At 45.3% G+C, this 23741-nt stretch carries 22 protein-coding genes; 17 read left to right on the forward strand and 5 right to left on the reverse strand.

All coding sequences use genetic code 11. The features are described from left to right. The first annotated feature begins 899 nt into the window (after positions 1-899). From VPNCDNU1_RS14340 to VPNCDNU1_RS14350, 3 genes are all read left to right on the forward strand, one after another. Positions 900-1523 (forward strand): lysoplasmalogenase family protein, encoded by a 624-nt coding sequence (locus VPNCDNU1_RS14340; RefSeq protein WP_104400953.1) that lies wholly within the window; start codon positions 900-902, stop codon positions 1521-1523. 44 nt (positions 1524-1567) lie between these two features. Beyond that, positions 1568-1804: a YecH family metal-binding protein gene (locus VPNCDNU1_RS14345; protein WP_104400954.1), complete on the forward strand. Its 237-nt coding sequence runs from the start codon at positions 1568-1570 to the stop codon at positions 1802-1804. A gap of 89 nt (positions 1805-1893) precedes the next feature. Continuing rightward, positions 1894-2484 carry a YhgN family NAAT transporter gene (locus tag VPNCDNU1_RS14350; protein ID WP_104400955.1) on the forward strand — a complete coding sequence of 197 codons (591 nt, stop codon included), beginning with the start codon at positions 1894-1896 and terminating at the stop codon, positions 2482-2484. 96 nt (positions 2485-2580) lie between these two features. Here the strand turns inward: VPNCDNU1_RS14350 and VPNCDNU1_RS14355 are convergent, their stop codons facing one another. Further along, positions 2581-2847, reverse strand: coding sequence for a DUF1145 domain-containing protein (locus VPNCDNU1_RS14355; RefSeq protein WP_104400956.1), 267 nt, complete (start codon positions 2845-2847; stop codon positions 2581-2583). Beyond that, the gene (gene rsmD, locus VPNCDNU1_RS14360; RefSeq protein ID WP_104401037.1) at positions 2844-3443 is read right to left on the reverse strand and encodes a 16S rRNA (guanine(966)-N(2))-methyltransferase RsmD; all 600 of its coding nucleotides are present in this window, start codon (positions 3441-3443) and stop codon (positions 2844-2846) included. Before rsmD ends, VPNCDNU1_RS14355 begins: the two co-directional genes overlap by 4 nt. A gap of 81 nt (positions 3444-3524) precedes the next feature. Here rsmD and ftsY point away from each other — a divergent pair, with 81 nt between their 5' ends. The 6 genes from ftsY to glpG all read left to right on the forward strand — a co-directional run bounded on the left by ftsY (position 3525) and on the right by glpG (position 8980). Continuing rightward, positions 3525-4757, forward strand: coding sequence for a signal recognition particle-docking protein FtsY (gene ftsY / locus VPNCDNU1_RS14365; protein WP_104400957.1), 1233 nt, complete (start codon positions 3525-3527; stop codon positions 4755-4757). 47 nt (positions 4758-4804) lie between these two features. Beyond that, the gene (ftsE, locus tag VPNCDNU1_RS14370) at positions 4805-5479 is read left to right on the forward strand and encodes a cell division ATP-binding protein FtsE (RefSeq protein WP_101115663.1); all 675 of its coding nucleotides are present in this window, start codon (positions 4805-4807) and stop codon (positions 5477-5479) included. Then, complete coding sequence (ftsX, locus tag VPNCDNU1_RS14375; protein WP_101115664.1) at positions 5469-6401, forward strand: permease-like cell division protein FtsX; 933 nt, start codon at positions 5469-5471, stop codon at positions 6399-6401. The genes ftsE and ftsX overlap by 11 nt, the downstream gene beginning before the upstream one ends. 172 nt (positions 6402-6573) lie before the next feature. After that, entirely contained in the window at positions 6574-7431 is an 858-nt protein-coding gene (gene rpoH / locus VPNCDNU1_RS14380) for an RNA polymerase sigma factor RpoH (RefSeq protein ID WP_101115665.1), read from the forward strand. A 385-nt stretch (positions 7432-7816) separates the two neighbouring features. Next, positions 7817-8137 (forward strand): thiosulfate sulfurtransferase GlpE, encoded by a 321-nt coding sequence (gene glpE / locus VPNCDNU1_RS14385; protein ID WP_104400958.1) that lies wholly within the window; start codon positions 7817-7819, stop codon positions 8135-8137. Between the two features lie 9 nt (positions 8138-8146). Next, positions 8147-8980 (forward strand): rhomboid family intramembrane serine protease GlpG, encoded by an 834-nt coding sequence (gene glpG, locus VPNCDNU1_RS14390; protein ID WP_104400959.1) that lies wholly within the window; start codon positions 8147-8149, stop codon positions 8978-8980. 68 nt (positions 8981-9048) lie between these two features. On the opposite strand, the gene VPNCDNU1_RS14395 is transcribed toward glpG, so the two are convergent. After that, positions 9049-9459 carry a flagellar basal body-associated protein FliL gene (locus VPNCDNU1_RS14395; protein ID WP_104400960.1) on the reverse strand — a complete coding sequence of 137 codons (411 nt, stop codon included), beginning with the start codon at positions 9457-9459 and terminating at the stop codon, positions 9049-9051. Between the two features lie 131 nt (positions 9460-9590). On the opposite strand from VPNCDNU1_RS14395, the gene VPNCDNU1_RS14400 reads away from it, so the two are divergent. Together VPNCDNU1_RS14400 and ubiA are read left to right on the forward strand one after the other, a co-directional pair. Continuing rightward, positions 9591-10130, forward strand: coding sequence for a chorismate lyase (locus VPNCDNU1_RS14400; protein ID WP_104400961.1), 540 nt, complete (start codon positions 9591-9593; stop codon positions 10128-10130). Then, positions 10131-10985, forward strand: coding sequence for a 4-hydroxybenzoate octaprenyltransferase (gene ubiA / locus VPNCDNU1_RS14405; protein WP_104400962.1), 855 nt, complete (start codon positions 10131-10133; stop codon positions 10983-10985). 107 nt (positions 10986-11092) lie between these two features. Here ubiA and VPNCDNU1_RS14410 read toward each other — a convergent pair whose 3' ends face one another. Both VPNCDNU1_RS14410 and greB read right to left on the reverse strand, forming a co-directional pair. Continuing rightward, entirely contained in the window at positions 11093-13450 is a 2358-nt protein-coding gene (locus VPNCDNU1_RS14410) for a Tex family protein (RefSeq protein WP_104400963.1), read from the reverse strand. 41 nt (positions 13451-13491) lie between these two features. Then, positions 13492-13974 carry a transcription elongation factor GreB gene (greB, locus tag VPNCDNU1_RS14415; RefSeq protein WP_104400964.1) on the reverse strand — a complete coding sequence of 161 codons (483 nt, stop codon included), beginning with the start codon at positions 13972-13974 and terminating at the stop codon, positions 13492-13494. 225 nt (positions 13975-14199) lie between these two features. Between greB and fdhD the strand changes: the two genes are divergently transcribed. The 6 genes from fdhD (at position 14200) to VPNCDNU1_RS14445 (ending at position 23681) form a co-directional block, all read left to right on the forward strand. Then, entirely contained in the window at positions 14200-15111 is a 912-nt protein-coding gene (gene fdhD / locus VPNCDNU1_RS14420) for a formate dehydrogenase accessory sulfurtransferase FdhD (protein ID WP_145959457.1), read from the forward strand. Then, positions 15111-17396 (forward strand): FdhF/YdeP family oxidoreductase, encoded by a 2286-nt coding sequence (locus VPNCDNU1_RS14425; RefSeq protein WP_104400966.1) that lies wholly within the window; start codon positions 15111-15113, stop codon positions 17394-17396. Before fdhD ends, VPNCDNU1_RS14425 begins: the two co-directional genes overlap by 1 nt. Before the next feature lie 183 nt (positions 17397-17579). Further along, entirely contained in the window at positions 17580-18299 is a 720-nt protein-coding gene (ompR, locus tag VPNCDNU1_RS14430; protein ID WP_101115675.1) for an osmolarity response regulator transcription factor OmpR, read from the forward strand. Between the two features lie 99 nt (positions 18300-18398). Then, complete coding sequence (gene envZ / locus VPNCDNU1_RS14435; RefSeq protein ID WP_104400967.1) at positions 18399-19712, forward strand: two-component system sensor histidine kinase EnvZ; 1314 nt, start codon at positions 18399-18401, stop codon at positions 19710-19712. 191 nt (positions 19713-19903) lie between these two features. After that, the gene (gene recG / locus VPNCDNU1_RS14440; protein WP_104400968.1) at positions 19904-21994 is read left to right on the forward strand and encodes an ATP-dependent DNA helicase RecG; all 2091 of its coding nucleotides are present in this window, start codon (positions 19904-19906) and stop codon (positions 21992-21994) included. Positions 21995-22343: 349 nt separating this feature from the next. Further along, positions 22344-23681 carry a glycosyltransferase gene (locus VPNCDNU1_RS14445; RefSeq protein WP_104400969.1) on the forward strand — a complete coding sequence of 446 codons (1338 nt, stop codon included), beginning with the start codon at positions 22344-22346 and terminating at the stop codon, positions 23679-23681. The last annotated feature ends 60 nt before the right edge of the window (positions 23682-23741 follow it).

The raw sequence follows: 23741 nt of genomic DNA on the forward strand, positions 1-23741 counted from the left end.
CCCTTTTTTGTTTGTTCCATCATGAATAGATTCATTGGAACTTAGATGTAAAGCATTGGCAGCGTCATTAAACCAACAACTACCGCAATCATTACAAGTCCTTGTCTTTGTGAAGACGTAATCATAACGCTGCTCCTAAAATATATAATTTATCCGTTGACAAAAAGAATAGCACTTGTTTTGGGTTTTGATCAAGTATTTATTTCTCTAAGCCTCAAAAACATAACTAATCTAGCGTGTAAACGACCATTTTACGTCACTTTAGCGTCAGGTTTTTGTTGTTTTTATTTTGAGCGAAAAGCATTTTCTGGTTTGGATTTGTGTTTAACTTTTTGTTTTTATTGACCTTTATATAGTCTAGATATTGTCCGCAATAGTTTATTGTATAAATCTCTTTTCGATCTATCTTAGTCTCTCTGATTTCAATAAAACACTGTTTCTTGATTACATTGACATGATTTTTACAGGTTAATGAGAATAAATATCATTAATTTGAATTATGAGCTAAGTAAGTGAAATAAGAATGGAGTACGGTGTCTGCATAGTTCTGGTGTCTTGTTTGTTTTGAAAAATACATTTTACCTATTGAAATATAATGATTATATTTGAATTTTATTGTCGATTATCTTGCTTGTTTATAGCGATAAATTAAACAAATTAACTGCATTTTTAAGATCTAAAGTCACTTGGAAGGTTGAGAGGAGAGTTTTCGAGGTGACTGTTAATGGATTGTTTAACTATGTTGTGTTGGTGTTCTAGATGCTGTTTGAAGATTAACCTAGATCCAATTATGAGCATTTGTTACTGGACTTCGAATGATCTCTCTCTACACTGACCCTCTACTTTTTAAGTGTAGCCATAATTGGTAGATTGAAACGGTTAAAAGAGGTCGATGAAGCGTGAAGCAATCTAATCTAATAGACATCGCAACTTCAAATGCACCCGACAGGGCAGTTAGCTTTTTTAGGCCCATTGTCGCGTTTTTACTGTGTGCCGCTATATGGTTAACCATACCGTTTTCAGAACCCTCATTGTGGCTACTAATAGGCATGGGAGTGTTTGGAGTAAGTGATCTTCTACGCGCTTCCACTTCGCCAACGTTCAAGCTTTCCTTTCTTATTGATTTATTTGCCGTTGTGGCTATCAGTGGTACGTTTTGGTCCCAACTTGAAAGTGACATTATTTGGTGGCTACCTGCTTTTCTCTTTGCTGCGGGTGTGATTGTTTTCCTTCTTCTACTACCTCAACTGGATAAACTGCTTGGTCCCATCAGTGTTTTGGGGATGGTTTTGGTGCAGCTCTTGTGGGCTTCAGGAGAAGTGTGGCTGACCCAAATGAGCTTATTTAGCTTACTGGGTGTTATTGGGGCTCTTATATTGCTTATGTCTCAAATGACGTTTGTTCTACACCACTTTAAAAGCCCAATCCGCAATGGAGAAGCTTGGTGTTCAGCTAGCTATTTTATTGGTCTCTTTTTCATCTCTATCTCAACCATCATTGCGCTAAATCAACCGCTTGGTTAACTCTTTCGTTAGTCTGAATGGCAATTCCCTAATTGGAGAAAGCCATGTCTCAGTCCGTACACGCGCATCAAGTCTTACATTTGCTGGCAGAGCAAGATCTTAACCTTCAACAACTGCTAGAGCGCATTGAACTGTCGTTTGGTAACGAGGCGACATTTCACACCTGTAGCCGTGAAGGCATGACAATAGAAGAGCTGCTCGAATTCTTTGTGCAAAGGCAAAAAATCTTTGTCGAAGGTGAAATGCTCTCATTGAATGCTGCGAGAGTTTGTTCCCACTGATTTCGAGATACCTCCTAGATTAGAATTCTGCATCTTGGCGTAACTTGGGTATATACTTGTCGGCATTTGATGCCGACTTGAGATTTTTGATGGATATTTTATCCGCTGCTGTCATGTTGTTTTTGATTATGGATCCGTTGGGTAACTTGCCCGTATTACTGTCCATTCTTAAGCACCTAGACCCTAAGCGAAGAAGAAAAGTGCTCGCTCGTGAGCTTATCTTCGCACTGATGATTTTGTTGCTGTTCCTATTTGCAGGTCAGAAAATCCTAAACTTCCTGCATGTACAGCCAGAAACGTTGAGCATTTCCGGTGGTATTATTCTGTTTATCATTGCGATTAGAATGATCTTTCCCCAGTCTGGAGGTGTTGTTGGATTAGCGGCAGGCGAAGAGCCTTATATTGTGCCAATCGCGATTCCAATGATCGCAGGGCCGTCAGTGATTGCGTCTTTGTTATTGTTATCGAATCAGGAACCAGCGAGAATTTGGGAGTGGTCAGGTGCGGTGATGATTGCTTGGGGTGCCAGCTTTTTGATACTGATGTTTTATGACTTCTTCCATAAGTTGCTAGGAGAGCGGGGGTTGAAAGCCGTAGAGCGCTTAATGGGGCTTTTGTTGGTGATTATCTCAACCCAGATGTTCCTTGACGGTGTCAGTGCCTATTTCAAAATGGCATAAGATTTTTGACTTGCGCAACAGCTTTCAATTTTCAGAAGAACAAAAAAACCGCAATCTTAGGACTGCGGTTTTTTATTTACCCTGAATTCAGGTTATTTAGCTCATGTACTTTCTGCGGATATCGAGCAATGAGAAAATACCAAATATCAGTATCGACCACTTTTCCCAGCGACTAATGCTTATCTTATCGCCGAAAGCGCCCAAGAAAATCAACATTTGAAGCCCGTGCATGAAGAACAAGAATGCCGTCATGATGTACAGCGCAATAGCGGCTTTCCCCGGAAACGGATGAAAAATATTGATCAACAATACCAGCCATACAAACGCGATGGCGGCTTTCGCAAGAATTAGAAGTACTTTCATTTCTCTTCCCTTTCAAACAAACGGTAGCAAACCTGACCTGCGGTTTTCTCCCGATGCAATTGCCAATGTGTCGGAACGGCGTCGATGGCCAGTTCTTTTTCCGCTTCAATATAAATCATCGCATTGGCGCTTAACCAGCCATTTTGTTCAAGCAAATGTATCACATCATCCAACAGCCCTTTGCGAAAAGGAGGATCGATGAATACCACATCGTGCGGAGTACCTGCTTGCTTCAAAAACGCTAATGCGTCGGTATGAATGGCTTCGATGTTGCTTGCATTAAGTGTTTGAATATTCGTCTGAAGCTGCTTGTGAGCCTGAGTGTTCATTTCAAGCATAGTGACGTGCTGTGCCTGACGGCTTGCGGATTCAAACCCCAATCCTCCAGACCCCGCAAATAGATCGAGAACTTTCGCTCTCGGTACATCTTGAGCTAGCCAATTAAAAAGAGTCTCTTTGACACGGTCGGTGGTCGGACGTAATCCTTCGGCGTCGTAAACAGGCAACTTGCGACCTCGCCAAAGCCCACTGATAATCCGTACAAAACCGCTCGATTGTTTTTTTTGTGATGAGTTTGACTGACGACGTCTTACCATAGATTTTTTGACCGCGAATAAAGTGATAGTATACGCGGTCAAGTGTACCAGAAAGTTTTTGAAGTTTATTTAGGAACCCCGATGACAGGTAAGAAAAAACGCGGATTATTGTCTTGGCTGGGCTTTGGTGAAGAAGAGCAAAACCAACAAGCTAACCAACAAGTTCAAGATGGTGTTCAACAAGAATCAGACCAATCAGAAGCCCCATCACAAACTCCTGTCGCTGAAGAAGTTAAGGAAGCATCTGTAGAAGAGCCAACAGATGTCGCGGTTGATGAAACACAAGGTGTTTCTGAGCCGACGGTAAGCGAACAAGCAGAGGAAGCGGTTACCAACGAGCTTGATCTACCTGAGCCGGCTCAGCCTGAAATCGTTGAGCAAGAAAAACCAACAGAGAGTTTCTTCACACGCCTAAAACGTAGCCTAAGCCGAACCAAAGAGAACATTGGTGCAGGCTTCTTTGGCATGTTCAAAGGCAAGAAAATTGATGACGATTTGTTTGAAGAACTCGAAGAGCAACTTCTGATTGCCGATGTTGGCATGAATACGACCGTTAAGATCATCGACAGCCTGACAGAGAAAGCTTCTCATCGCGACTTGAAAGATGGTGAGGCGCTTTACGGTTTATTAAAAGAAGAGATGGCAGATATCTTAAGCCATGTTGAACAGCCCCTTGAAGTGGACACCAGCAAAACGCCGTACGTGATTTTGATGGTAGGTGTTAATGGTGTAGGTAAAACCACGACCATTGGTAAACTGGCGAAGCAATTTCAGTCTCAGGGCAAGAAAGTCATGTTGGCAGCGGGAGATACCTTCCGCGCGGCCGCTGTTGAGCAGCTTCAAGTTTGGGGACAGCGTAATGATGTCCCAGTTATCGCGCAGCACACTGGTGCCGACAGTGCTTCAGTGATTTACGATGCCATTGAAGCGGCCAAAGCACGTGGCGTGGATGTTGTTATTGCCGATACTGCGGGTCGATTGCAAAATAAGAGCAATCTTATGGAAGAATTACGCAAAATCATACGCGTAATGAAGAAGATTGACGACTCAGCGCCACACGAAATTATGCTTACCCTGGATGCTGGTACGGGTCAAAATGCGATCAGCCAAGCGAAATTGTTCAGCGAGGTAGCGCCAGTTACGGGTATAACGCTAACAAAACTTGATGGAACTGCCAAAGGTGGCGTAATTTTCTCCATTGCCGATCAATTTCAGATTCCTATTCGCTATATTGGTGTGGGTGAAGGCATCAATGATTTGCGCCCATTTGAAGCGCAAGAATTTATTGATGCATTGTTTAGTCGAGAAGAGTAAGTTCGCCACAAGTTATTAATATGGCGCATATATAGGAATCAGCACGCGTGATCAGGTTTCAGCAAGTCAGTAAAGCATATCGTGGCGGTAGACAAGCGCTGCAAAAAGTTGACTTCCACCTTAGACGTGGAGAAATGGCTTTTCTTGGTGGGCATTCAGGAGCGGGGAAAAGCACCCTGCTCAAGCTAATTTGTGCAATTGAACGCCCAACAGATGGGAAAATAAGCTTCAATGGTCACGATATTACACGCATCAAAAATGGCGACATTCCTTTCCTGCGCCGCAATATCGGCATTGTGTTCCAAGATCACTGTTTGTTAATGGACCGAAGTGTCTACGACAACGTCGCGCTACCAATGCGCATTGAATCGGTCTCTGAAAATGAGATAAAACGCCGGGTTTCGGCTTCGCTAGATAAAACGGGGTTGTTGGATAAAGCGCGATGCTTGCCTAACCAGTTATCTGGAGGGGAGCAGCAACGAGTTGGTATCGCACGAGCTGTCGTCAATCGACCGACACTATTATTGGCGGATGAACCCACAGGTAACCTCGATTCAGATTTGTCGAACAGAGTATTGAGCTTGTTTGATGAATTTAACCGCGCAGGCGTCTCCATTCTATTTGCAACGCACGACGTCGATTTAATGAATACGAGATCGCAGTATCGCCGGTTAGAGTTAAATCAGGGCTTTTTGAGTGAGGTAGATTCCTATGGGCGCTAAAAATCGTCCCAAAACGGACAACTTCCTAAAAGCGCATTTTAAGCAAGCGCGCCTATCTTTGATGGAGCTGCTGCAGCGCCCGTTGGGCAATTTGCTCACTCTCGCCGTCATCTCAATGGCTCTAACCTTGCCAGCTTGCCTTTACTTGGTAGGAAAAAACTTAAGTGTCGCTGCTCAAGGGATGAATGCGTCGCTGCAAATCAATGCCTTTCTGATCGAACAGACCCCAGAAGCTCGTATTATGGTGCTTAAAGATGAGCTCGAAAGCTTGGATGAAATAAAAGCGGTCGAATACGTGTCTTCTCAACAGGGTCTTGAGGACATGAGCCAGCACTCTGGGCTGGAGCAAGCCTTATCCTTACTGGATGACTATGCATTACCAGCCGTTTTGGTGATAACACCGAACACCGATGAACAAAGCGACATATCCAAACTCAGGGTGAAAATTCAGAATTACACCGAAGTAACAGATGTGCGAATGGATGAAGACTGGCTAGAAAGGCTAGGTGCAATCCGCAACTTAGCGCTAGTTTTGGCTGCAGCATTGGGTTTTTTAATGCTCGGCGCTGTTTTCCTTATCGTAGGAAATACATTGCGTTTCAATGTGCTGGCCCGCAAAGAAGAAATACAAGTGATGAAGCTCATTGGAGCAACTGATGGCTTTATTCTGAGACCTTATCTATACACTGGTATGTGGTTTGGTGGAATCAGCGCAATTACCGCGTGGATTTTAACCGCAATTATTACTATTTTATTGAATGGTGCCGTTGAAGACTTAGCTATTCTGTACGACAGTCAGTTTCGATTGATTGGTATGAATTGGGATGAAACCGTTATCTTACTGATGATTGGTACGGCATTAGGGCTGATAGCCGCTAAACTATCCGCTCAGCGTCACTTAAAAGAAATTGAACCTGTGTAGCATTTTTAAGTCGTATATTCAGGTTAAGTGGCCGGTAGAGGCGATCTCTGACTTGCCAGTGACGTAGAACTATGGATAATAACTTTCCCCTCTTGGAATATGTTCATTTTGAGTTCAAGAAGGCGACGTTAGATTAACCATTGCTCTAATTAAGAGACGAATGAGGAATTGAATGACTAAGCAAGCGTATTCTATGGCTTTAGTAACACAAGATAGCCTAGACAGCTATATCCGTTCAGTGAATAGCTACCCAATGCTAACCGCTGAAGAGGAACGTGGACTCGCCGAGAGACTACACTACAAAGGTGAAATTGATGCAGCGAAAGGTCTCATCCTTTCTCACCTGCGATTTGTCGTTCATGTTGCTCGTGGCTATTCAGGTTATGGTTTGCCAATGGCAGACTTAGTTCAGGAAGGCAACATTGGCTTAATGAAAGCTGTTAAACGCTTTAACCCAGAAGTGGGTGTGCGTTTGGTATCGTTTGCTGTTCACTGGATTAAAGCTGAAATTCACGAATACGTTTTGCGTAACTGGCGTATTGTAAAAATCGCCACAACCAAGGCGCAACGCAAGTTATTCTTCAACTTACGTAAGTCTAAAAAGCGTTTAGGCTGGTTTAATAACGGTGAAGTAGAAACCGTCGCTCGTGAACTCGGTGTAGAGCCTTCAGAAGTTCGTGAGATGGAATCACGTTTGGCCGCTCAAGATGCCGCATTTGAATTACCCGCGGAAGACGATGATTCAGCTGCTGCATACTCAGCGCCTGTTTTGTACTTGGAAGACAAGCAATCGGATGTCGCTGAAAACGTTGAAGCCGATAACTGGGAAACACATACCAATAATCGTCTGAGCCATGCTTTGGCAACATTGGATGAACGAAGCCAATTTATCGTTCGCTCTCGTTGGCTTGATGACCAAAAATCGACGCTTCAAGAACTGGCAGATAAATACGGTGTGTCAGCAGAGCGTATTCGACAACTAGAAAAGAATGCGATGAAGAAGCTGAAATTAGCAGTTGGTGAATTCTAAGCTAACACCGAAAGAATTTGAAAAGCCGGGATCCGAAAGGACCCGGCTTTTTTGATCTTCAATTTTACAAATTAATTGTGGATAACTCTGTGAAAATAACTTTCGGTTATAGTGGTCAATACGAGTGTATATTGGGGTGAGAGAGCTTTTGACCTATGGGGATATGTTTGCTCTTACACACAGAAAAACAAAGATCATCACTACATATTGTGGATCTAAGATCCAAAAGACACTTTATCAACGCAATCCACAGAGTTTTCCACAAATGGTGCAAAATTACACAGTAGTGGATAACCTTATCGGTTACGGGTCTAACTTTGCCTTTGGATACGTTACACTTACACCAGACCAATAATTTTCAAGAAATACTCTGATAAGGAATCAAATGGAGCAGTTCAAACACATTGATGTCGAGCAAGCGAAGCTGAAATTGGAGAGTGGTGAAGCCGTTATGGTGGATATTCGTGATCCGCAGTCATATGCTTTGGCTCATGCGCCGAGTGCTTTTCATCTGACGAATGACACGATTGTGTCTTTCATGAACGATCATGAATTTGAACAACCCATTTTGGTCATGTGTTACCACGGCGTGAGCAGCCAAGGTGCTGCGCAATATATGGTGAATCAAGGTTTTGAAGAAGTGTACAGCGTTGATGGTGGCTTCGAGGCATGGCAACGTAGTGGAAATTCAATCGAATCGGTATAGGTTAACTCTTTGATCAGACTGGCTGATGTGAATAACCCAAGATTGGGTCAGGCATACATAGATTATATGGCGACAAGGGGCATCTTGATTGAAATGATGCCCGAAGGGGAAGGGCGCTTCACACTTTGGGTGATGAATGATCAGGATGTCGATGAAGCGCAAGCTGAATTCACTCTTTTCACTCAACATCCAGATAACCCCAAATATCTTGAAGCCTCTTGGAACGTTGCAGAAAGTCGAAAGAGCCAATTTCATTATGGTTCTCCCTCCATGGCATCGATGATTACCGCAAAGGCTGGTCCTATCACGCTTATTGGAATGATCATATGTGTTGTTGTATTCCTTGGGCAAATCATCGGCTTTGAACCTGTACTTTTAAATACCTTCCACTTTCCGGCATCTTCACAGCAAGCTTTTGAAGTCTGGCGTTGGTTTAGCCATGCCATTCTTCACTTTTCAGCGCTTCACATCGTATTCAATGTGTTGTGGTGGTGGCAGTTGGGGGGTGATATAGAGCGTAAATTAGGTGGTGGGAAACTCTTACTGCTGTTCTTCGTTTCAGCAGCGGTATCTGGGCTCGGACAGTATTTGGTTGCTGGGCCTAACTTTGGTGGGCTGTCTGGCGTGGTTTACGCCCTATTAGGGTATATCTGGATGCTCAGTTGGAAAGCGCCGCATTTAGGTATTACGATAGCCAAACCCATTGTGGGCTTTATGCTGGTGTGGCTGGTAATCGGTTTTGCACAGCCGTTTATGGCGATTGCCAATACAGCTCATGTTATGGGGTTGGTGGCCGGTTGTGCTCTTGGTTTAATTGACGCGCATAAAAAAAGAGATACTTAGTATCTCTTTTTAAAACATTCATTTTTCAACGGATTGCCTTTCCAAACAATACGCTTTTCCTTTATCACTCATTGATAAAGATACTTGGTAAAGAGTAGGTCTGCTACGACTGTTTTTCCTGTTTCAGGCAGCAAAATTTCATTCAGGTGATCCATCAGCTCTTTACGTAAATCTTCTCTTCCCGATAGAGATTTTACTTTATCTTCCGACTGTTTACCGAGCAAATCTATCACTGCGTCTCTAATCAGTGGTGTGTGTTGCTCTAGTAAAGGGACAAATGTCGCGTCAGCGACCATAATGTCTATACGGACTTGAAGGTAACCCAGCTTTTTCCCACTCGTGTGAAAATTGGTCGTTAAATCTGGTTGCAACGTATAGTAAGCGAACTGAGGTCCCGTTTTTTCTTCCTCTGTGGCTCCTGCAGCAGAAAAAAGTAGAGCGAAAGCTAAGATACATGGCTTTATAAGATTTCGAATCATAATGTGTCTTTTCTTTTTATGGGTAACTTGGGTATGGATAGTCTGATACAATAGTGGGTCAACAGTGACCAAATTAAAAGAAATTTTTCCGGCATCACATTTTATTGTAATGCGTCTAATAGAATAATGGTATGGATGAGTTGAAATCGTTGTACTTAACCGCACTGAAATCAGTTACCTGGCAATCACCTGAGCACTTTTCTTATCGCGATGAACATTCAAAACGTTGGTTGCTGGAGTCCGGTTCGCTATCACGCTTATTGGCGCAGAGATGCAGTCACTTAGGCGTGGATTTATTGAATAACAGCACCGTTGAGTCAGACGCGTTAACCATAGATGAACTAAACCGTTTACCTGCAGAATCATGCTTATTACGTGAAGTGGTTTTATCCGGTGACGCCTCTCCTTGGGTCATAGGTAGAACTTTGATTCCCGTATCCTCTTTGCAGGGTCAACAATCAGACTTAGCTCGCCAAGGAACCATACCTTTAGGGTTAACCGTGTTTAGTGCAGAAGATGTGCGTCGCGATGGTTTAGAGCTTGGGTGGGCACAACTGCCAACAGGCGACTTAATGGCAAGACGCTCGACACTTTGGATGAATCACAAACCCATGCTCGTGGCGGAATTGTTTCTACCAGATGCACCGATCTATACCAAGGAGAAGGTATAAATGTTGAAGGCGAAAGCGCAAGCGTACTTCCAACTTATGCGGCTGGATCGTCCAATTGGTTCGTTGTTGCTTCTTTGGCCGACGTTATGGGCACTGTTCTTAGCAGCAGAAGGTTTCCCACAATGGGATGTACTGGTCGTTTTTATTGCTGGTGTATTTTTAATGCGCTCCGCTGGTTGTGTGATCAATGATTATGCAGATCGCGATTTTGATGGGCATGTTAAACGAACCCAAAATCGTCCACTTCCATCCGGCTTAGTCAGTGGAAAAGAAGCATTAGCACTTTTTGCGGTCCTTGGATTAGCGTCATTTGTTCTGGTTCTTACCATGAACACATTGACTATCCAGCTCTCCTTTATTGGGATCGTACTCGCTTTCATTTACCCATTTATGAAGCGTTTCACGCATTTGCCTCAACTGTTTCTTGGCTTAGCGTTCAGTTGGGCTATCCCAATGGCGTGGGCAGCGCAAGCGGGAGAATTACCTCCTCAAGTATGGTTAATATTTGCTATTAACGCTTTGTGGACCATTGCATACGATACTCAGTACGCCATGGTTGACCGCGATGATGACCTTAAAATCGGCATCAAATCGACGGCCATTTTATTCGGTCGCTTCGATAAACTGATCATTGGATTGCTGCAGTTAGTTTCCGTCGCACTGTTGATCGTGCTTGGGATGTGGATTCAATTAGGCAGCGGATACTATTGGGGTGTATTGGCGACAGGTGCTTTGTTTGTGTATCAGCAACACTTAATGCGACACCGTGATCGAGACGCATGCTTCCAAGCCTTCCTCAACAATAACTACGTTGGAATGGTAATTACCCTTGGGTTAGCGATTTACTATTTCTAGGTTTTCTGACTCTATGGGTTGGAATTATAAAAATGAAAAGAAGGTCGAGCATATGCTCGACCTTTTACTATTCAGCTTTTATTGAGTGCAGAGGCGTGTGAGAAGATTTACTTCTTCTTCGCATTAGCAAAAGCTGCCGCGAATGCGCCGCCCATAGCGCCGTTTTGAGGTTCTTGACGTTGGTTTTGTTTACCGCGATGGTTGCCTTTGTCATGGCGTTGATTGTTTCTGTCTTGACGCTGACCAGAAGGACGATTACTTGCAGGTCGAGAGCTGCGGCTATCTTGTCCCGGCTCGTCATTCAGCCTCATTGAAAGCCCGATACGTTTGCGCTGAACGTCCACTTCCATAACTTTCACTTTCACGATGTCACCGGCTTTCACCACTTCGCGTGGGTCAGAGACGTAGCGATCGGTAAGTGCAGATATGTGTACCAAACCATCTTGATGCACACCAATGTCCACGAAAGCCCCGAAGTTGGCCACGTTAGACACCACGCCTTCCAGTACCATGCCTGGCTCTAAGTCCGAAACTTTGTTAATGCCGTCGGCAAAAGTGGCGGTTTTAAATTCTGGGCGAGGATCGCGACCGGGTTTGTCGAGTTCTTTGATGATGTCGGTAACTGTTGGTAGACCAAATGAATCGTTGGTGTAATCAACGGCTTTAAGTGAGCTCAGGAATCCGCTGTCGCCGATCATCACTTTGATGTCTTTTTGGTTTTTCTCAGCGATGGATTTCACCACGGGGTAAGCTTCTGGGTGAACAGAAGAAGCATCCAGTGGGTTTTTCCCATCCATGATACGTAGGAAACCAGCACATTGCTCAAAAGCTTTTGGACCTAAACGCGCGACTTTTTTCAATGTAGTCCTGTTCGCAAAACGCCCATTTTCATCGCGATAGTTCACAATGTTTTGTGCAATGGTCGTTGAAAGACCAGCAACACGAGTCAGCAGTGCGGAAGAGGCCGTATTCACATCCACACCCACGGCGTTCACACAGTCTTCAACCACCGCATCAAGGCGTTTCGCCAGCAAGCTTTGGCTTACATCATGCTGATATTGACCAACACCGATCGATTTAGGATCGATTTTCACCAATTCAGCCAACGGATCTTGTAATCGACGGGCAATCGACACCGCACCACGCAGCGACACATCCATATTCGGGAATTCATTGGCGGCAAGCTCAGACGCAGAGTACACCGATGCACCAGCTTCACTGACGATGATCTTCTGCACTTTGAGATTACCGCGTTTGATAACGTCGGCAACAAAGGCATCGGTTTCACGTGAAGCCGTGCCGTTACCAATAGCGATGAGATCAACATTGAACTGACGAACCAACTGCTCGACCACATGTGCCGATTTGTCGTACTGCTTTTGTGGTGGGTGAGGGAAGATGGTGTCAGTGGCAAGGACTTTACCTGTTGAATCAACCACCGCAATTTTAGAACCTGTACGTAAGCCCGGATCAAGACCTAATGTCGCTCTAGGACCAGCAGGTGCAGCCATGAGCAGGTCTTTCAAGTTAGTGGCGAAAACTTCAATGGCCTCAATTTCAGCGCGCTCTTTCAATGCACCCATCAATTCCGTTTCCATATGCATGGACACTTTAATTCGCCATGCCCAGCTGATGACTTGCTTACGCCAACTGTCGGCGGGTGCTTGGCTTAGGTGGATACCATAGTGCTCGGCAATGATGGACTCACAGTATGAACCTCGCTGCCCCTCTTCTTGCTGTGGGTCCGCATTCATTGATAATTGAAGGAAGCCTTCATTTCGCCCACGTAACATGGCTAATGCACGGTGAGACGGTGCTTTGCTGATGGCTTCATCGTGCTCAAAGTAATCTTTGAACTTTTCGCCTTCTTGCTCTTTGCCCTCAATAACGCGAGCACTCAATTCGGCATGCTTGTTTAAGTAAACACGGACTTTCTCCAACAAGTTCGCGTCTTCAGCAATACGCTCCATGATGATGGCACGAGCACCATCTAACGCAGCTTTTGTATCCCTAATGCCGTTTTCTGAATTGAGATACTTTTCTGCTTCGGACTCTGGGTTATGTTCTGGTTGTTGCCATAGGGTATTGGCAAGAGGTTCTAACCCAGCTTCAATCGCAATTTGACCTTTGGTGCGACGCTTCGGTTTATACGGTAGGTATAAGTCCTCAAGGCGTGTTTTGCTGTCTGCGCCGTTGATCTCCGCTTCAAGCTCTGGAGTCAGTTTTCCCTGCTCTTGAATAGACTTGATGATGGTTTGTCGGCGTTCATCCATTTCTCTCAAATAAGAAAGGCGAGAATCAAGATTTCGAAGTTGGGTATCATCTAACCCACCTGTCACCTCTTTACGGTAACGGGCAATAAATGGAACGGTATTTCCGTCATCAATTAGGGTAACGGCTGATAAGACTTGCTCCGTGCGAACATTCAGTTCCTGAGCAATGGTTTGACAGATAGCTTGGCTCATCCGTGTGTACTCTTGGTAAATTTGAGGAGGGAGGCGTGCTGCTACGATGATTTGTCGTAGCGAATGGCATTAACAAACCACTCTTTCTCACCTTCAGGAGTGCGAACGACGCATTCATCGTCCACTTCTTTTTTCAATAGAGCGCGCGCCATGGGCGAGTCGATGGAAATGTAGTCTTTGACGCCACCGTAAATTTCATCGGGACCGACTATACGAAAAGATTTGGTCTCGCCGCTTTCGTTTTCCACTTCTACCCAAGCACCAAAAAAGACTTTGCCTTCTTGTTGAGGAGCGTAGTCGATCACTTTCACTTGCTCTAGACGCTTTCTTAGGTAGCGCACTCGGCGATCGATTTCACGCAGGCGCTTTTTGTTGTACTGATAATCCGCATTTTCTGAGCGATCGCCAAGGCTTGCTGCCCACGTGACTTTCTTCGTCACTTCTGGGCGGTCTTCTTTCCACAGAAAATCGAGCTCTTTTTTAAGGCGATTAAAGCCTTCTCGTGTAATTAAATTTGTTTTCATCCTGTTCAGAGCGGTATCCGAAATTAGGGTCAGTTTTACCACAAGTCAGCAGAAATGGAATGCCATGTTTCGTGGGATTAGAGTAATTTTGACATAGTTTTCAATTTCAGCCACGGATTGTCGCGAAATCGACATTAAGTGCCCATTTTTTATGCTTTGGTATGGCGGAGTGCACAATTTACTGTTTCATTTGGAAGTAACAAACATTTAACAGGTCTGACTATAGTGAAGAATAGGGTGGCACAAAGCCCAGAGCAATACCTCAATAAGGCGGATAATTCGACAAAGCGGCTGAATCGAATCGCGGTGAAACAAGGCAAGTGTATGCCTCAGACCGATCAACTGATCGTTGAGGAACCTTTGGCTATTTGGCTTCGACAGTATCAACCCGATACCAGCGTGAAAGAAAAGCACCTGTTTTCGACGATGCGAACACCGGGAGGGGATAGCGAACTCGTTCTTGGAATGTTGCTATCGGAAGGGGTGATCGACAGCGTAGCTCAAGTTAGCAGCCTAACGTTCGGTGAAGGCACGGACAGTAACGAATGTTACGCAGAACTGGTGCCCGAAGTTAAGGTCGATTGGTCATCGCAAGGGCGCAGTGCGTCCTTTTCCAGTTGCGGGTTGTGTGGCAAGTCTGCCATTCGGTTACTTGAACTTCGATGCGTCCCAAAAGTAGACAACACTTCTCGTTGGCTTCCTGAGCAAGTGGTTGTTGCGCTGCCAGATGCGCTTAAAGCACAACAGGAGCTATTCGTACAAACAGGGGCATCTCACGGGTGTGGGTTGTTTGATGCCAGCGGCTCCCTTCTTTCTATCGCAGAGGATGTAGGCAGGCACAACGCGTTAGACAAATTACTGGGCCTGCGAGCGCGTGTTCCAGAATACATAGAAAAGGGCAGAGTGATTGGGCTGAGCGGTCGAGTAAGTATAGAGATGATGCAAAAAGTCGTGATGTCTGGTGTGCCCGTTGTGGTGTCTGTCGGGGCGCCCACTCAGCTTGCGGTGCAAATGGCGCAGCGTTTTGGCATCACATTGATTGGGTTTTGCCAGAAAGAGGGGTTTAACATTTATAGCGGTGAGCAAAGATTAACCTTTGGTTCTCAGCCCCCCCAAAATAACATCAAGGAAAAATGATGACGGTAAAAAAATACACAGGGAATGCCGGAGGCTGGGGGGCATTAGCGAGCACCACCCAGCACTTGATCAAAAGTGAGAGCGTTATCCGTAATATTCGCAACTTGCTGAGTACCAACCAACACGATGGATTTGATTGCCCTGGCTGTGCTTGGGGGGAACTGGAAGAGAATCGCCGATTTAAGTTTTGTGAGAATGGAGCAAAAGCAGTGAACTGGGAAGCAACGAGCCGTCGTGTTCGAGCGGATTTTTTTGCGACCTATCCTGTATCGTGGCTTGCCAAACAAACGGATTATTATCTGGAAGATCAAGGTCGATTGGCAGAACCCATGCAATATGACCCGTCTACAGACCATTATCACCCCATAAGTTGGGACGATGCTTTTGCGCTCATTGCCAAACACCTCAAATCGCTTCCCGATCCTAATCAAGCGGAATTTTACACATCAGGGCGGGCAAGTAACGAAGCTGCCTTCTTGTATCAGCTATTTGTACGTGCGTATGGCACCAATAACTTCCCTGATTGTTCAAATATGTGCCACGAAGCCAGTGGTGTTGCGCTTAAACAATCCATTGGCGTGGGCAAAGGTACCGTCACCTTAGACGACTTTGATCATGCCGACGCCATATTTGTCTTTGGGCAGAACCCCGGAACAAACCACCCGAGAATGTTGGACACCTTACGCGCTGCATCGTTAAGAGGCGCCAATATCGTCACGTTCAATACGCTCAAAGAGCGTGGATTACAGAAATTCACCAACCCACAGGCGATGGATGAAATGCTCACGGGCGGTGGAACTAAAATTACGCATCATTATTTTACCCCCAAATTAGGGGGAGATATGGCGGTGGTGCGTGGGATGGTGAAAGCCTTACTCCAAAGCGAAAAGACCGTACCAGGTAGTGTGTTTGACCAGCGTTTTATTGAAGATCACACGCTTGGGCTTGAGGCGTATCTGGACAAGGTGGACCACACGGAGTGGGACCAAATTGTAGAGCAATCAGGTTTGAGCCAAGCGGAAATTGAGCACGCCGCGCAAATTTACCGGCATTCTGAAAAAGTAATACTGACGTGGGCGATGGGCATTACCCAACATTTGCATTCGGTGAAAACCATTCAGGAAATGGCGAACCTGCAATTGTTGTGTGGGCAAGTGGGTAAACGCGGTGCAGGGTTATGCCCAGTAAGGGGACACAGCAATGTTCAAGGTGATCGCACTATGGGCATTGATGAAAAACCACCGCAATCCCTACTAGACGCGATAGAAAAACAATTTAGGTTTACACCACCCCAAGAAGAAGGGCATAACACCGTTCAAACCATCAAAGCCATGGAAGAGGGGCGCAGCAAAGTCTTCATCGCCTTAGGGGGAAACTTTGCAGCAGCCACACCAGATTCCGCCAGAACGCTGCAAGCGCTGTCTTCTTGTGATCTCACTGTGAATATCGCGACTAAGTTGAATCGAACGCACGTCACGCCAGGTAAGGCATCGTTGATATTGCCTTGCTTAGGTCGAACCGATATCGACTTGCAAGAGGGTGTGCCCCAAAAAGTGACCGTCGAGGATTCCTTTAGTATGGTACATGCGTCTGGTGGCGTCGTGAAAAGTGACACAAGCGAAATGCGTTCAGAGCCCGCGATTGTGGCAGGTATGGCGCAGGCAACGCTTGGCGCTTCTCCAGTTGATTGGCTGGCGCTCATTAAAAATTACGATCGAATACGCGACCTCATCGAGAAAACCATCCCCGGATTTACCGATTTTAATCATCGCTTGAAACAGCCCGGTGGCTTTTACTTAGGGAACCGAGCAGCAGAGCGTGTTTGGGCCACTCAAAGTGAAAAAGCAGAGTTTCACTCTCATGCTTTACCTGAATCGATAATCAAATGGGCAAAACCACGTAAAAGTACCGATCCCGTTTTTGTGTTACAAACCATGAGATCTCATGACCAATACAACACCACCATTTATGGCTTTAATGACCGATATAGGGGGATATCTGGCGAGCGAAAAGTATTGTTCATCAATCCAACAGATATAGAACTTTTGGGATGCCAAGAAGGGGATAGGGTGACCATTACGGCCTGTTGGGGAGACGATGTTAAGCGCCAGGTTACCTCATTTAAACTGGTTGCTTATGAGATACCTGCGGGTAACTTGGCGGCGTATTTTCCAGAAACTAATCCGTTAGTGGCTCTCGACAGTCATGGAGAGTACAGTTTTACACCAATATCGAAATCCATTCCTGTGACAATTGAAAAAATAGAATCATCTACTGTGATTTAGCTGCGTAAATCAATGACAAAGCAGTTTTCTCTGGCAATAATCGCTCGCTGTCAGAATGAGGTAAGGTATATACTTGTGTTTCATATATGAAGCGAAGAAATAAAGTGTAACAATTGATTGAGTGAAAAACGCTCAGTCAATGCTACCTTTAGTCCGATTAAGTTGTTAGCGGAAGTAAGATCTATGCAAGAGAACTACAAAATACTAGTGGTAGATGATGATGCTCGATTACGTTCTTTGTTAGAGCGCTATTTATCTGAGCAAGGTTTTCAGGTGCGTAGTGTCGCCAACAGTGAACAGATGGATCGTCTGCTAACACGCGAAAACTTCCACCTAATGGTATTGGACTTGATGTTGCCGGGTGAAGATGGCTTGTCCATTTGTCGCCGTTTGCGTAATGCCAACAACATGCTGCCTATCTTAATGCTGACAGCAAAAGGCGATGAGATAGACCGTATTGTTGGTTTGGAAGTCGGTGCCGACGATTACCTACCTAAGCCATTTAACCCCCGTGAGCTGCTTGCTCGTATCCGCGCTGTTTTACGTCGTCAGACGATTGAAGCACCGGGCGCACCAAGTGCTGAAGATAAGGTTATCGAGTTCGGTGAATTCATATTGAACCTTGGAACGCGTGAAATGTTCCGTGGTGAAGAGCCTATGCCACTGACATCCGGTGAGTTTGCGGTTCTTAAAGCGCTCGTGACCAATGCGCGTGAGCCAATGTCGCGTGACAAACTTATGAACATGGCACGTGGCCGTGAATACTCGGCAATGGAACGCTCTATTGACGTTCAAATTTCCCGTTTACGCCGTATGCTGGAAGAAGATCCTAGTCGCCCACGCTATATTCAAACGGTTTGGGGATTAGGTTATGTCTTTGTCCCAGATGGCAAAGAAATGTAACGCTCAAAACTGACATGAGTAGGGAGTAAAGATAATCACTTTACTCCCTATCTTTTTTAACCGATAACACATCTCACCTACTTCCGAAAGGAGCCCTCGATGCGATTACGCAGCTCCCGTACTCAAAGCATAGTCCTATTCCTTACCTTACTTATTGCCAGTCAGGTTTTTTCCTACTTTGCTGTTTTCAATTACGCGCTCTTGCCTAGCTTGCAGCAGTTCAACCGTATTCTTGCCTACGAAATGAACCTCATGCTGGATGAAAGCGTTGAGATCGAGTCAGGCGTAGTGCTCGAAGCGCCACAGCGTCGTAAACTGCTGGAGCAGCTTGGGGTAACCATGCATACGCTTGATGAAGCCATCGTCGAGGAGTATGACAAAGCCACAGAAATCGATTTGATGAGTGAAGAAATGAGCGCCGCCCTCGACAGAGAAACGCACGTTCGCCTTATCTTGTCGGAAGAAAGCTACGTGTTATGGGTGAAAATCGAGTCTTTATCAGGGTATTTGATTCGGATTCCATTGTCGGAACTGCAAGAAGAAGACTTCGCGCCCTTTTTCCGCAACAGCCTTATTGGGGCATTGTTGATTATCGCGGGTGGTTGGTTGTTTATTCGTTTGCAAAACCGCCCACTAATGGCATTAGAAAAAGCGGCCGCAAACGTTGGGCGAGGTGAAATTCCACCACCACTGCCAGAGCGTGGAGCAACCGAAATTAAAGCGGTGACAAAAGCGTTCAACCAAATGTCTCGTGGTATTCAAGAGCTAGAAGGGGATAGAGCACTTCTCATGGCTGGGATCAGTCACGATTTACGTACTCCTCTTACTCGAATTCGACTAGCGACGGAAATGATGTCGCCTGAAGATGCGTATTTAGCTGAAGGGATCATCAGTGATACTGAAGAGTGTAATGAGATCATCAGCCAGTTTATGGATTATTTGAAACCCGTAAATACGGATTCATTCGCTCCTGTGCATCTTAACGACATTGCAAAAGACGTGGCCGGATCGGAAGGGGGTTACGAAATCCCTATCGAAACGGACCTACAAGAACCGAATAAGCCTGTGTTAGGTAGCCCAATCGCGATCAAACGCGCCGTCAGCAACTTGGTGGTGAATGCTGTTCGCTATGGTAATGGTTGGGTGAAAGTGAGTTCGGGTATGACAGCCGACAACAAGCTGACGTGGGTATGCGTAGAAGATAACGGGCCAGGAATCGAAAAAGACCAGATAGCGAAGTTGTTTGAACCTTTTACTCGGGGCGATACTGCGCGCGGCAGCGAAGGCACTGGGTTGGGGTTGGCGATCGTTAAACGTATCATGAGCCAGCATTTCGGCTCGGTGGTGGTGAATAACCGCAGCGAAGGGGGGCTGAAAGTTCAAATTAGCTTCCCTGTAGCGAAAAAACAGTAAGTGCTTTTCCGTTTGGGTACATAAGCGCTCCCCAAAAATACTCTTCTCCAAACGGACATTAGCCCCGCGATTGCGGGGTTTTTCGTTTATGTTTCTGATTCCTTGCCTTGCTCTTGAAGATTTTTCCAATGAGCGTCAAACTAACTCTCTGAATCCACGTTTACTTTTCTAGAATCAAGAGAGACTTTTTTATGTCGCAACTCCTGTCTGCCATTCCACTAACAGAACTATCTGGTGTCGGCGCAAAAGTGGCAGAAAAGTTAGCCAAAGTCGGGCTGAACACTGTTCAGGATCTCTTGTTTCATCTGCCTTACCGTTATGAAGACCGCACCCGCGTTTATCCCATGGCGAAGGTTCACCCAGGATTATGGGCGGCGGTGCAAGGAAAGGTGATGGGCGTAGACACCATTTTTGGACGTCGCAAAATGCTGACGGTAAAGATCAGTGACGGCAACGGTACGGTTACCTTAAGGTTTTTTAACTTTACCGCGGGCATGAAGAATAACTTCTCTAACGGAAAATTGGTTCACGCCTATGGAGAGATAAAGCGTGGCGGTCATGGGTTGGAGATCATCCATCCCGATTACACCTTTTATGCCCCCGACCAAAAAGCGGAAACTGAGCCGACATTAACCCCCGTTTACCCAACGACGGAAGGGCTCAGGCAGATCACCCTGCGCAACTTGACCGATCAAGCATTAGAACTCTTAGATAAAGCGTCGGTAACCGAATTGTTGCCAAGTGGTCTCTATAACAATCAGATGACCATGGGGCAAGCGCTGCACATTATTCACAGACCTTCTCCTTCAATAGATTTAGAAGCGTTTGATGCCGGTGAACACCCAGCACAAAGACGATTGATTTTAGAAGAATTGTTGGCGCAGAATTTATCCATGCTTGCCGTGCGCAGTAAAACACAAATAGACGCAGCACTGCCATTACCCGCAGTGAACCAACTGAAACAGCAATTGCTGGATTTGTTACCATTCACCCCAACCGGTGCGCAGCAAAGGGTGGTTAACGAGATTGAGCAAGACTTGGAAAAGCCGCATCCAATGATGCGATTAATACAAGGCGATGTGGGATCAGGGAAAACGCTGGTGGCAGCCTTGGCGGCAGTACGAGCGCTGGAACACGGTCATCAGGTGGCATTAATGGCGCCCACTGAGTTGTTGGCAGAGCAGCATGCAATCAATTTTACAGAGTGGTTTGAGCAAATCGAGTTCAATGGTAAGCCCATCAAAGTCGGCTGGCTGGCAGGCAAGTTGAAAGGTAAAGCCAAAGAAAAGGAATTAGCCGACATTGCCAGTGGCGATGCACAAATGGTGGTAGGAACCCATGCTTTGTTTCAAGAGCACGTGGAGTTTAAAGATCTCTCTTTAGTCATCATTGATGAGCAGCACCGTTTTGGTGTCCATCAAAGGTTGGAACTACGCGAAAAGGGAACCAAGCAAGGGTATTACCCTCATCAGCTGATCATGACTGCCACTCCCATTCCCCGCACACTCGCAATGACGGCATATGCCGATTTAGAAACGTCGGTGATTGACGAGCTGCCGCCAGGAAGAACGCCGATTCAAACGGTCGCGATTCCGGATACGCGTCGAAAGGACATTGTCGACAGAGTTCGAAATGCGTGCCTAGAAGGGAAACAAGCGTATTGGGTGTGCACTCTGATAGATGAATCTGAAGTGCTAGAAGCTCAAGCGGCTGCTGATACGGCAGAGGAGCTTAAACTTCAACTACCCGAGTTGAACATTGGTTTGGTACATGGGCGCATGAAGCCTGCAGAAAAACAGCAAATCATGGCTCAGTTTAAGAACAACGAACTGCATTTACTGGTGGCGACCACGGTAATCGAAGTGGGGGTTGATGTGCCTAACTCCAGTTTGATGATCATAGAAAACCCAGAGCGATTGGGTTTGGCGCAGCTTCACCAACTTCGTGGTCGAGTAGGGCGAGGATCGGTCGCAAGCCATTGTGTGCTGCTTTATCATTCTCCACTTTCTAAAACAGCCCAGAAACGCTTAGGTGTGTTGCGTGAAAGTAATGATGGATTTGTTATTGCACAGAAAGATTTGGAAATTAGAGGCCCAGGTGAACTGCTTGGTACCAAACAAACCGGTTTAGCGGATTTTAAAATTGCCGATTTGGTGCGAGATCAAAAGCTGATACCTGAAGTGCAGCGTATTGCAAGGCATCTACACGAGCAATATCCAAACAAGGCTCAAGCGATAATCGACCGCTGGCTCGGCGATAGAGAGCTATATTCAAACGCATAGATTAAAAAATTATTTGATGAAGGTGTTTATTGTTTGATTTACTAATTAAAAGAACAATAAAATAACCTAAGTCAATTAAACCATAATTACATTAATATTTATTTTTAAATATTGATCTGAATCTATGTCATTTATTTAATGTCCTTATTCTCTAACATAATCCAGTAGATAAATCTCAAATAAGATAAATATATTTTTACTCGATTTATAATTGTTAACTGAGTCTAAAATTTATCCAATCTTAATGTAACCACAATTCCATTGATGATATTTTTCGCAGTAAAAAATAAATCAAATTAATACTCGCGTATTGGTTTTAATAATACTAAATACTGGCTGATATCATCATATGGCGAATATATTAATATCGACTCATTGGGTAGGTGGGGATGTCATCCCTTTTATCCGATTAGCTGAATATTTGAAAGAACAGGGACACTCAGTCCGTATTTTTAGCCATTATGGATACCAACAATGGGTAGAAGACGCTGGGGTGAATTTTACGCCATGGGAAAATGAAGATTCGTATCATCAGCTCCAAGAATGCTTGCCTGACTTCCTACAGCCTTTTTCTCAACCAGAGCTGTTCCAGCATTTCAGGCAGAAGTATCTCAGCCCAGAAAGGCGATTGAAAGAATTCAATATCCTCGCCCAATACGCGAACGAACCCGGCACCATACTCATTGGGCGTTGCCGATCCAGCATAGCTGCCATGCACCTTTCCGAAATACATCAATTGCCTTTTATTAGCGTTTATCTTGCGCCCAGTAACTTGAGTTATATGGCACTGATCAATCAAGCATTTAAAGCAACACTAGACAAAGAAGTGAATGATTTTAGGGCACTTCTCCAGCTTGACGGGCAAACAACTTGGCAGGATTACCAATTTTCCAGCGTACACAATTTTGGCTTTTGGCCTAATTGGTTCTCGAACGAAGCCTTTGATTCTAAATTGGATATATCGCATGTGGGCTTTCCTTTAACTATTGAGAAATCGACTAACATTGAGAAACCTCGTGGCCTTTTGCCTGAAGCGGTCGAGCACTTTTTTCTCACGAACCCTAAACCCGTGTTGATTACAGGTGGTACAAGTCAGCTAGTGTCAAAAGATCTATACCGAACCGCCATCGACGCTTGTGCGCAAGCCAATCGCCCCGCAATTGTGGTGACGGAACATGATCATATGCTGCCTAGCGAGTTACCTAAGCAATGTATTCGAGCAAGAAAGCTCCCATTTGAGCATGTTTTTTCACGTTGTTCGCTAGTGATACACCACGGTGGGATTGGCTCTAGTGCGCAATGCGTGAGGGCTGGTGTGTCACAACTGGTATTGGCTCATATGACGGACGGCCCTGATAATGCAAGGAAGTTAGAAGCCCAACAAGTTGCCCGTTTTTTGCCCCAAGCTGAATGGACGACGGTCCATCTTTTGAAAGCGATGGAGGAGTTAGGCTCAAAAAGCGTGTTAGAGCATTGCCAGTCATTAGCCGAGTTAACGTCTCAAGAGCAGCCCTTCGAAGCGGTTCATCAGCGAGTACAGAAATTGTTGGAATCAGGTGGTGGATATATACCTCACCCAAGCAGCATGGTTGCAGACACCTCAGATAAACCCAAGACAAAATCAAAGACCAGCATTAATAAAAAAGCACTACTCATGCGTCGGTTGAAAAAAAAGAGTCACGAGTGATTCACTTTTAATATTGTATTTCTGTCGCACGTGAAATATACACTCTGTAATTAATGAGGT

It is taken from the genome of Vibrio penaeicida (assembly GCF_002933855.1).
Classification (GTDB): Bacteria; Pseudomonadota; Gammaproteobacteria; order Enterobacterales; family Vibrionaceae; genus Vibrio; species Vibrio penaeicida_A.

Coding starts and splice junctions, on each gene's coding strand:
- ubiA (WP_104400962.1), top strand. CDS start 10,131: ATGTTGAAGGCGAAAGCGCAAGCGTACTTCCAACTTATGCGGCTGGAT.
- VPNCDNU1_RS14400 (WP_104400961.1), top strand. CDS start 9,591: ATGGATGAGTTGAAATCGTTGTACTTAACCGCACTGAAATCAGTTACC.
- greB (WP_104400964.1), bottom strand. CDS start 13,974: ATGAAAACAAATTTAATTACACGAGAAGGCTTTAATCGCCTTAAAAAA.
- VPNCDNU1_RS14345 (WP_104400954.1), top strand. CDS start 1,568: ATGTCTCAGTCCGTACACGCGCATCAAGTCTTACATTTGCTGGCAGAG.
- VPNCDNU1_RS14350 (WP_104400955.1), top strand. CDS start 1,894: ATGGATATTTTATCCGCTGCTGTCATGTTGTTTTTGATTATGGATCCG.
- VPNCDNU1_RS14355 (WP_104400956.1), bottom strand. CDS start 2,847: ATGAAAGTACTTCTAATTCTTGCGAAAGCCGCCATCGCGTTTGTATGG.
- VPNCDNU1_RS14410 (WP_104400963.1), bottom strand. CDS start 13,450: ATGAGCCAAGCTATCTGTCAAACCATTGCTCAGGAACTGAATGTTCGC.
- glpE (WP_104400958.1), top strand. CDS start 7,817: ATGGAGCAGTTCAAACACATTGATGTCGAGCAAGCGAAGCTGAAATTG.
- envZ (WP_104400967.1), top strand. CDS start 18,399: ATGCGATTACGCAGCTCCCGTACTCAAAGCATAGTCCTATTCCTTACC.
- rpoH (WP_101115665.1), top strand. CDS start 6,574: ATGACTAAGCAAGCGTATTCTATGGCTTTAGTAACACAAGATAGCCTA.
- VPNCDNU1_RS14445 (WP_104400969.1), top strand. CDS start 22,344: ATGGCGAATATATTAATATCGACTCATTGGGTAGGTGGGGATGTCATC.
- rsmD (WP_104401037.1), bottom strand. CDS start 3,443: ATGGTAAGACGTCGTCAGTCAAACTCATCACAAAAAAAACAATCGAGC.
- ftsY (WP_104400957.1), top strand. CDS start 3,525: ATGACAGGTAAGAAAAAACGCGGATTATTGTCTTGGCTGGGCTTTGGT.
- ftsX (WP_101115664.1), top strand. CDS start 5,469: ATGGGCGCTAAAAATCGTCCCAAAACGGACAACTTCCTAAAAGCGCAT.
- recG (WP_104400968.1), top strand. CDS start 19,904: ATGTCGCAACTCCTGTCTGCCATTCCACTAACAGAACTATCTGGTGTC.
- ompR (WP_101115675.1), top strand. CDS start 17,580: ATGCAAGAGAACTACAAAATACTAGTGGTAGATGATGATGCTCGATTA.
- VPNCDNU1_RS14425 (WP_104400966.1), top strand. CDS start 15,111: ATGACGGTAAAAAAATACACAGGGAATGCCGGAGGCTGGGGGGCATTA.
- VPNCDNU1_RS14395 (WP_104400960.1), bottom strand. CDS start 9,459: ATGATTCGAAATCTTATAAAGCCATGTATCTTAGCTTTCGCTCTACTT.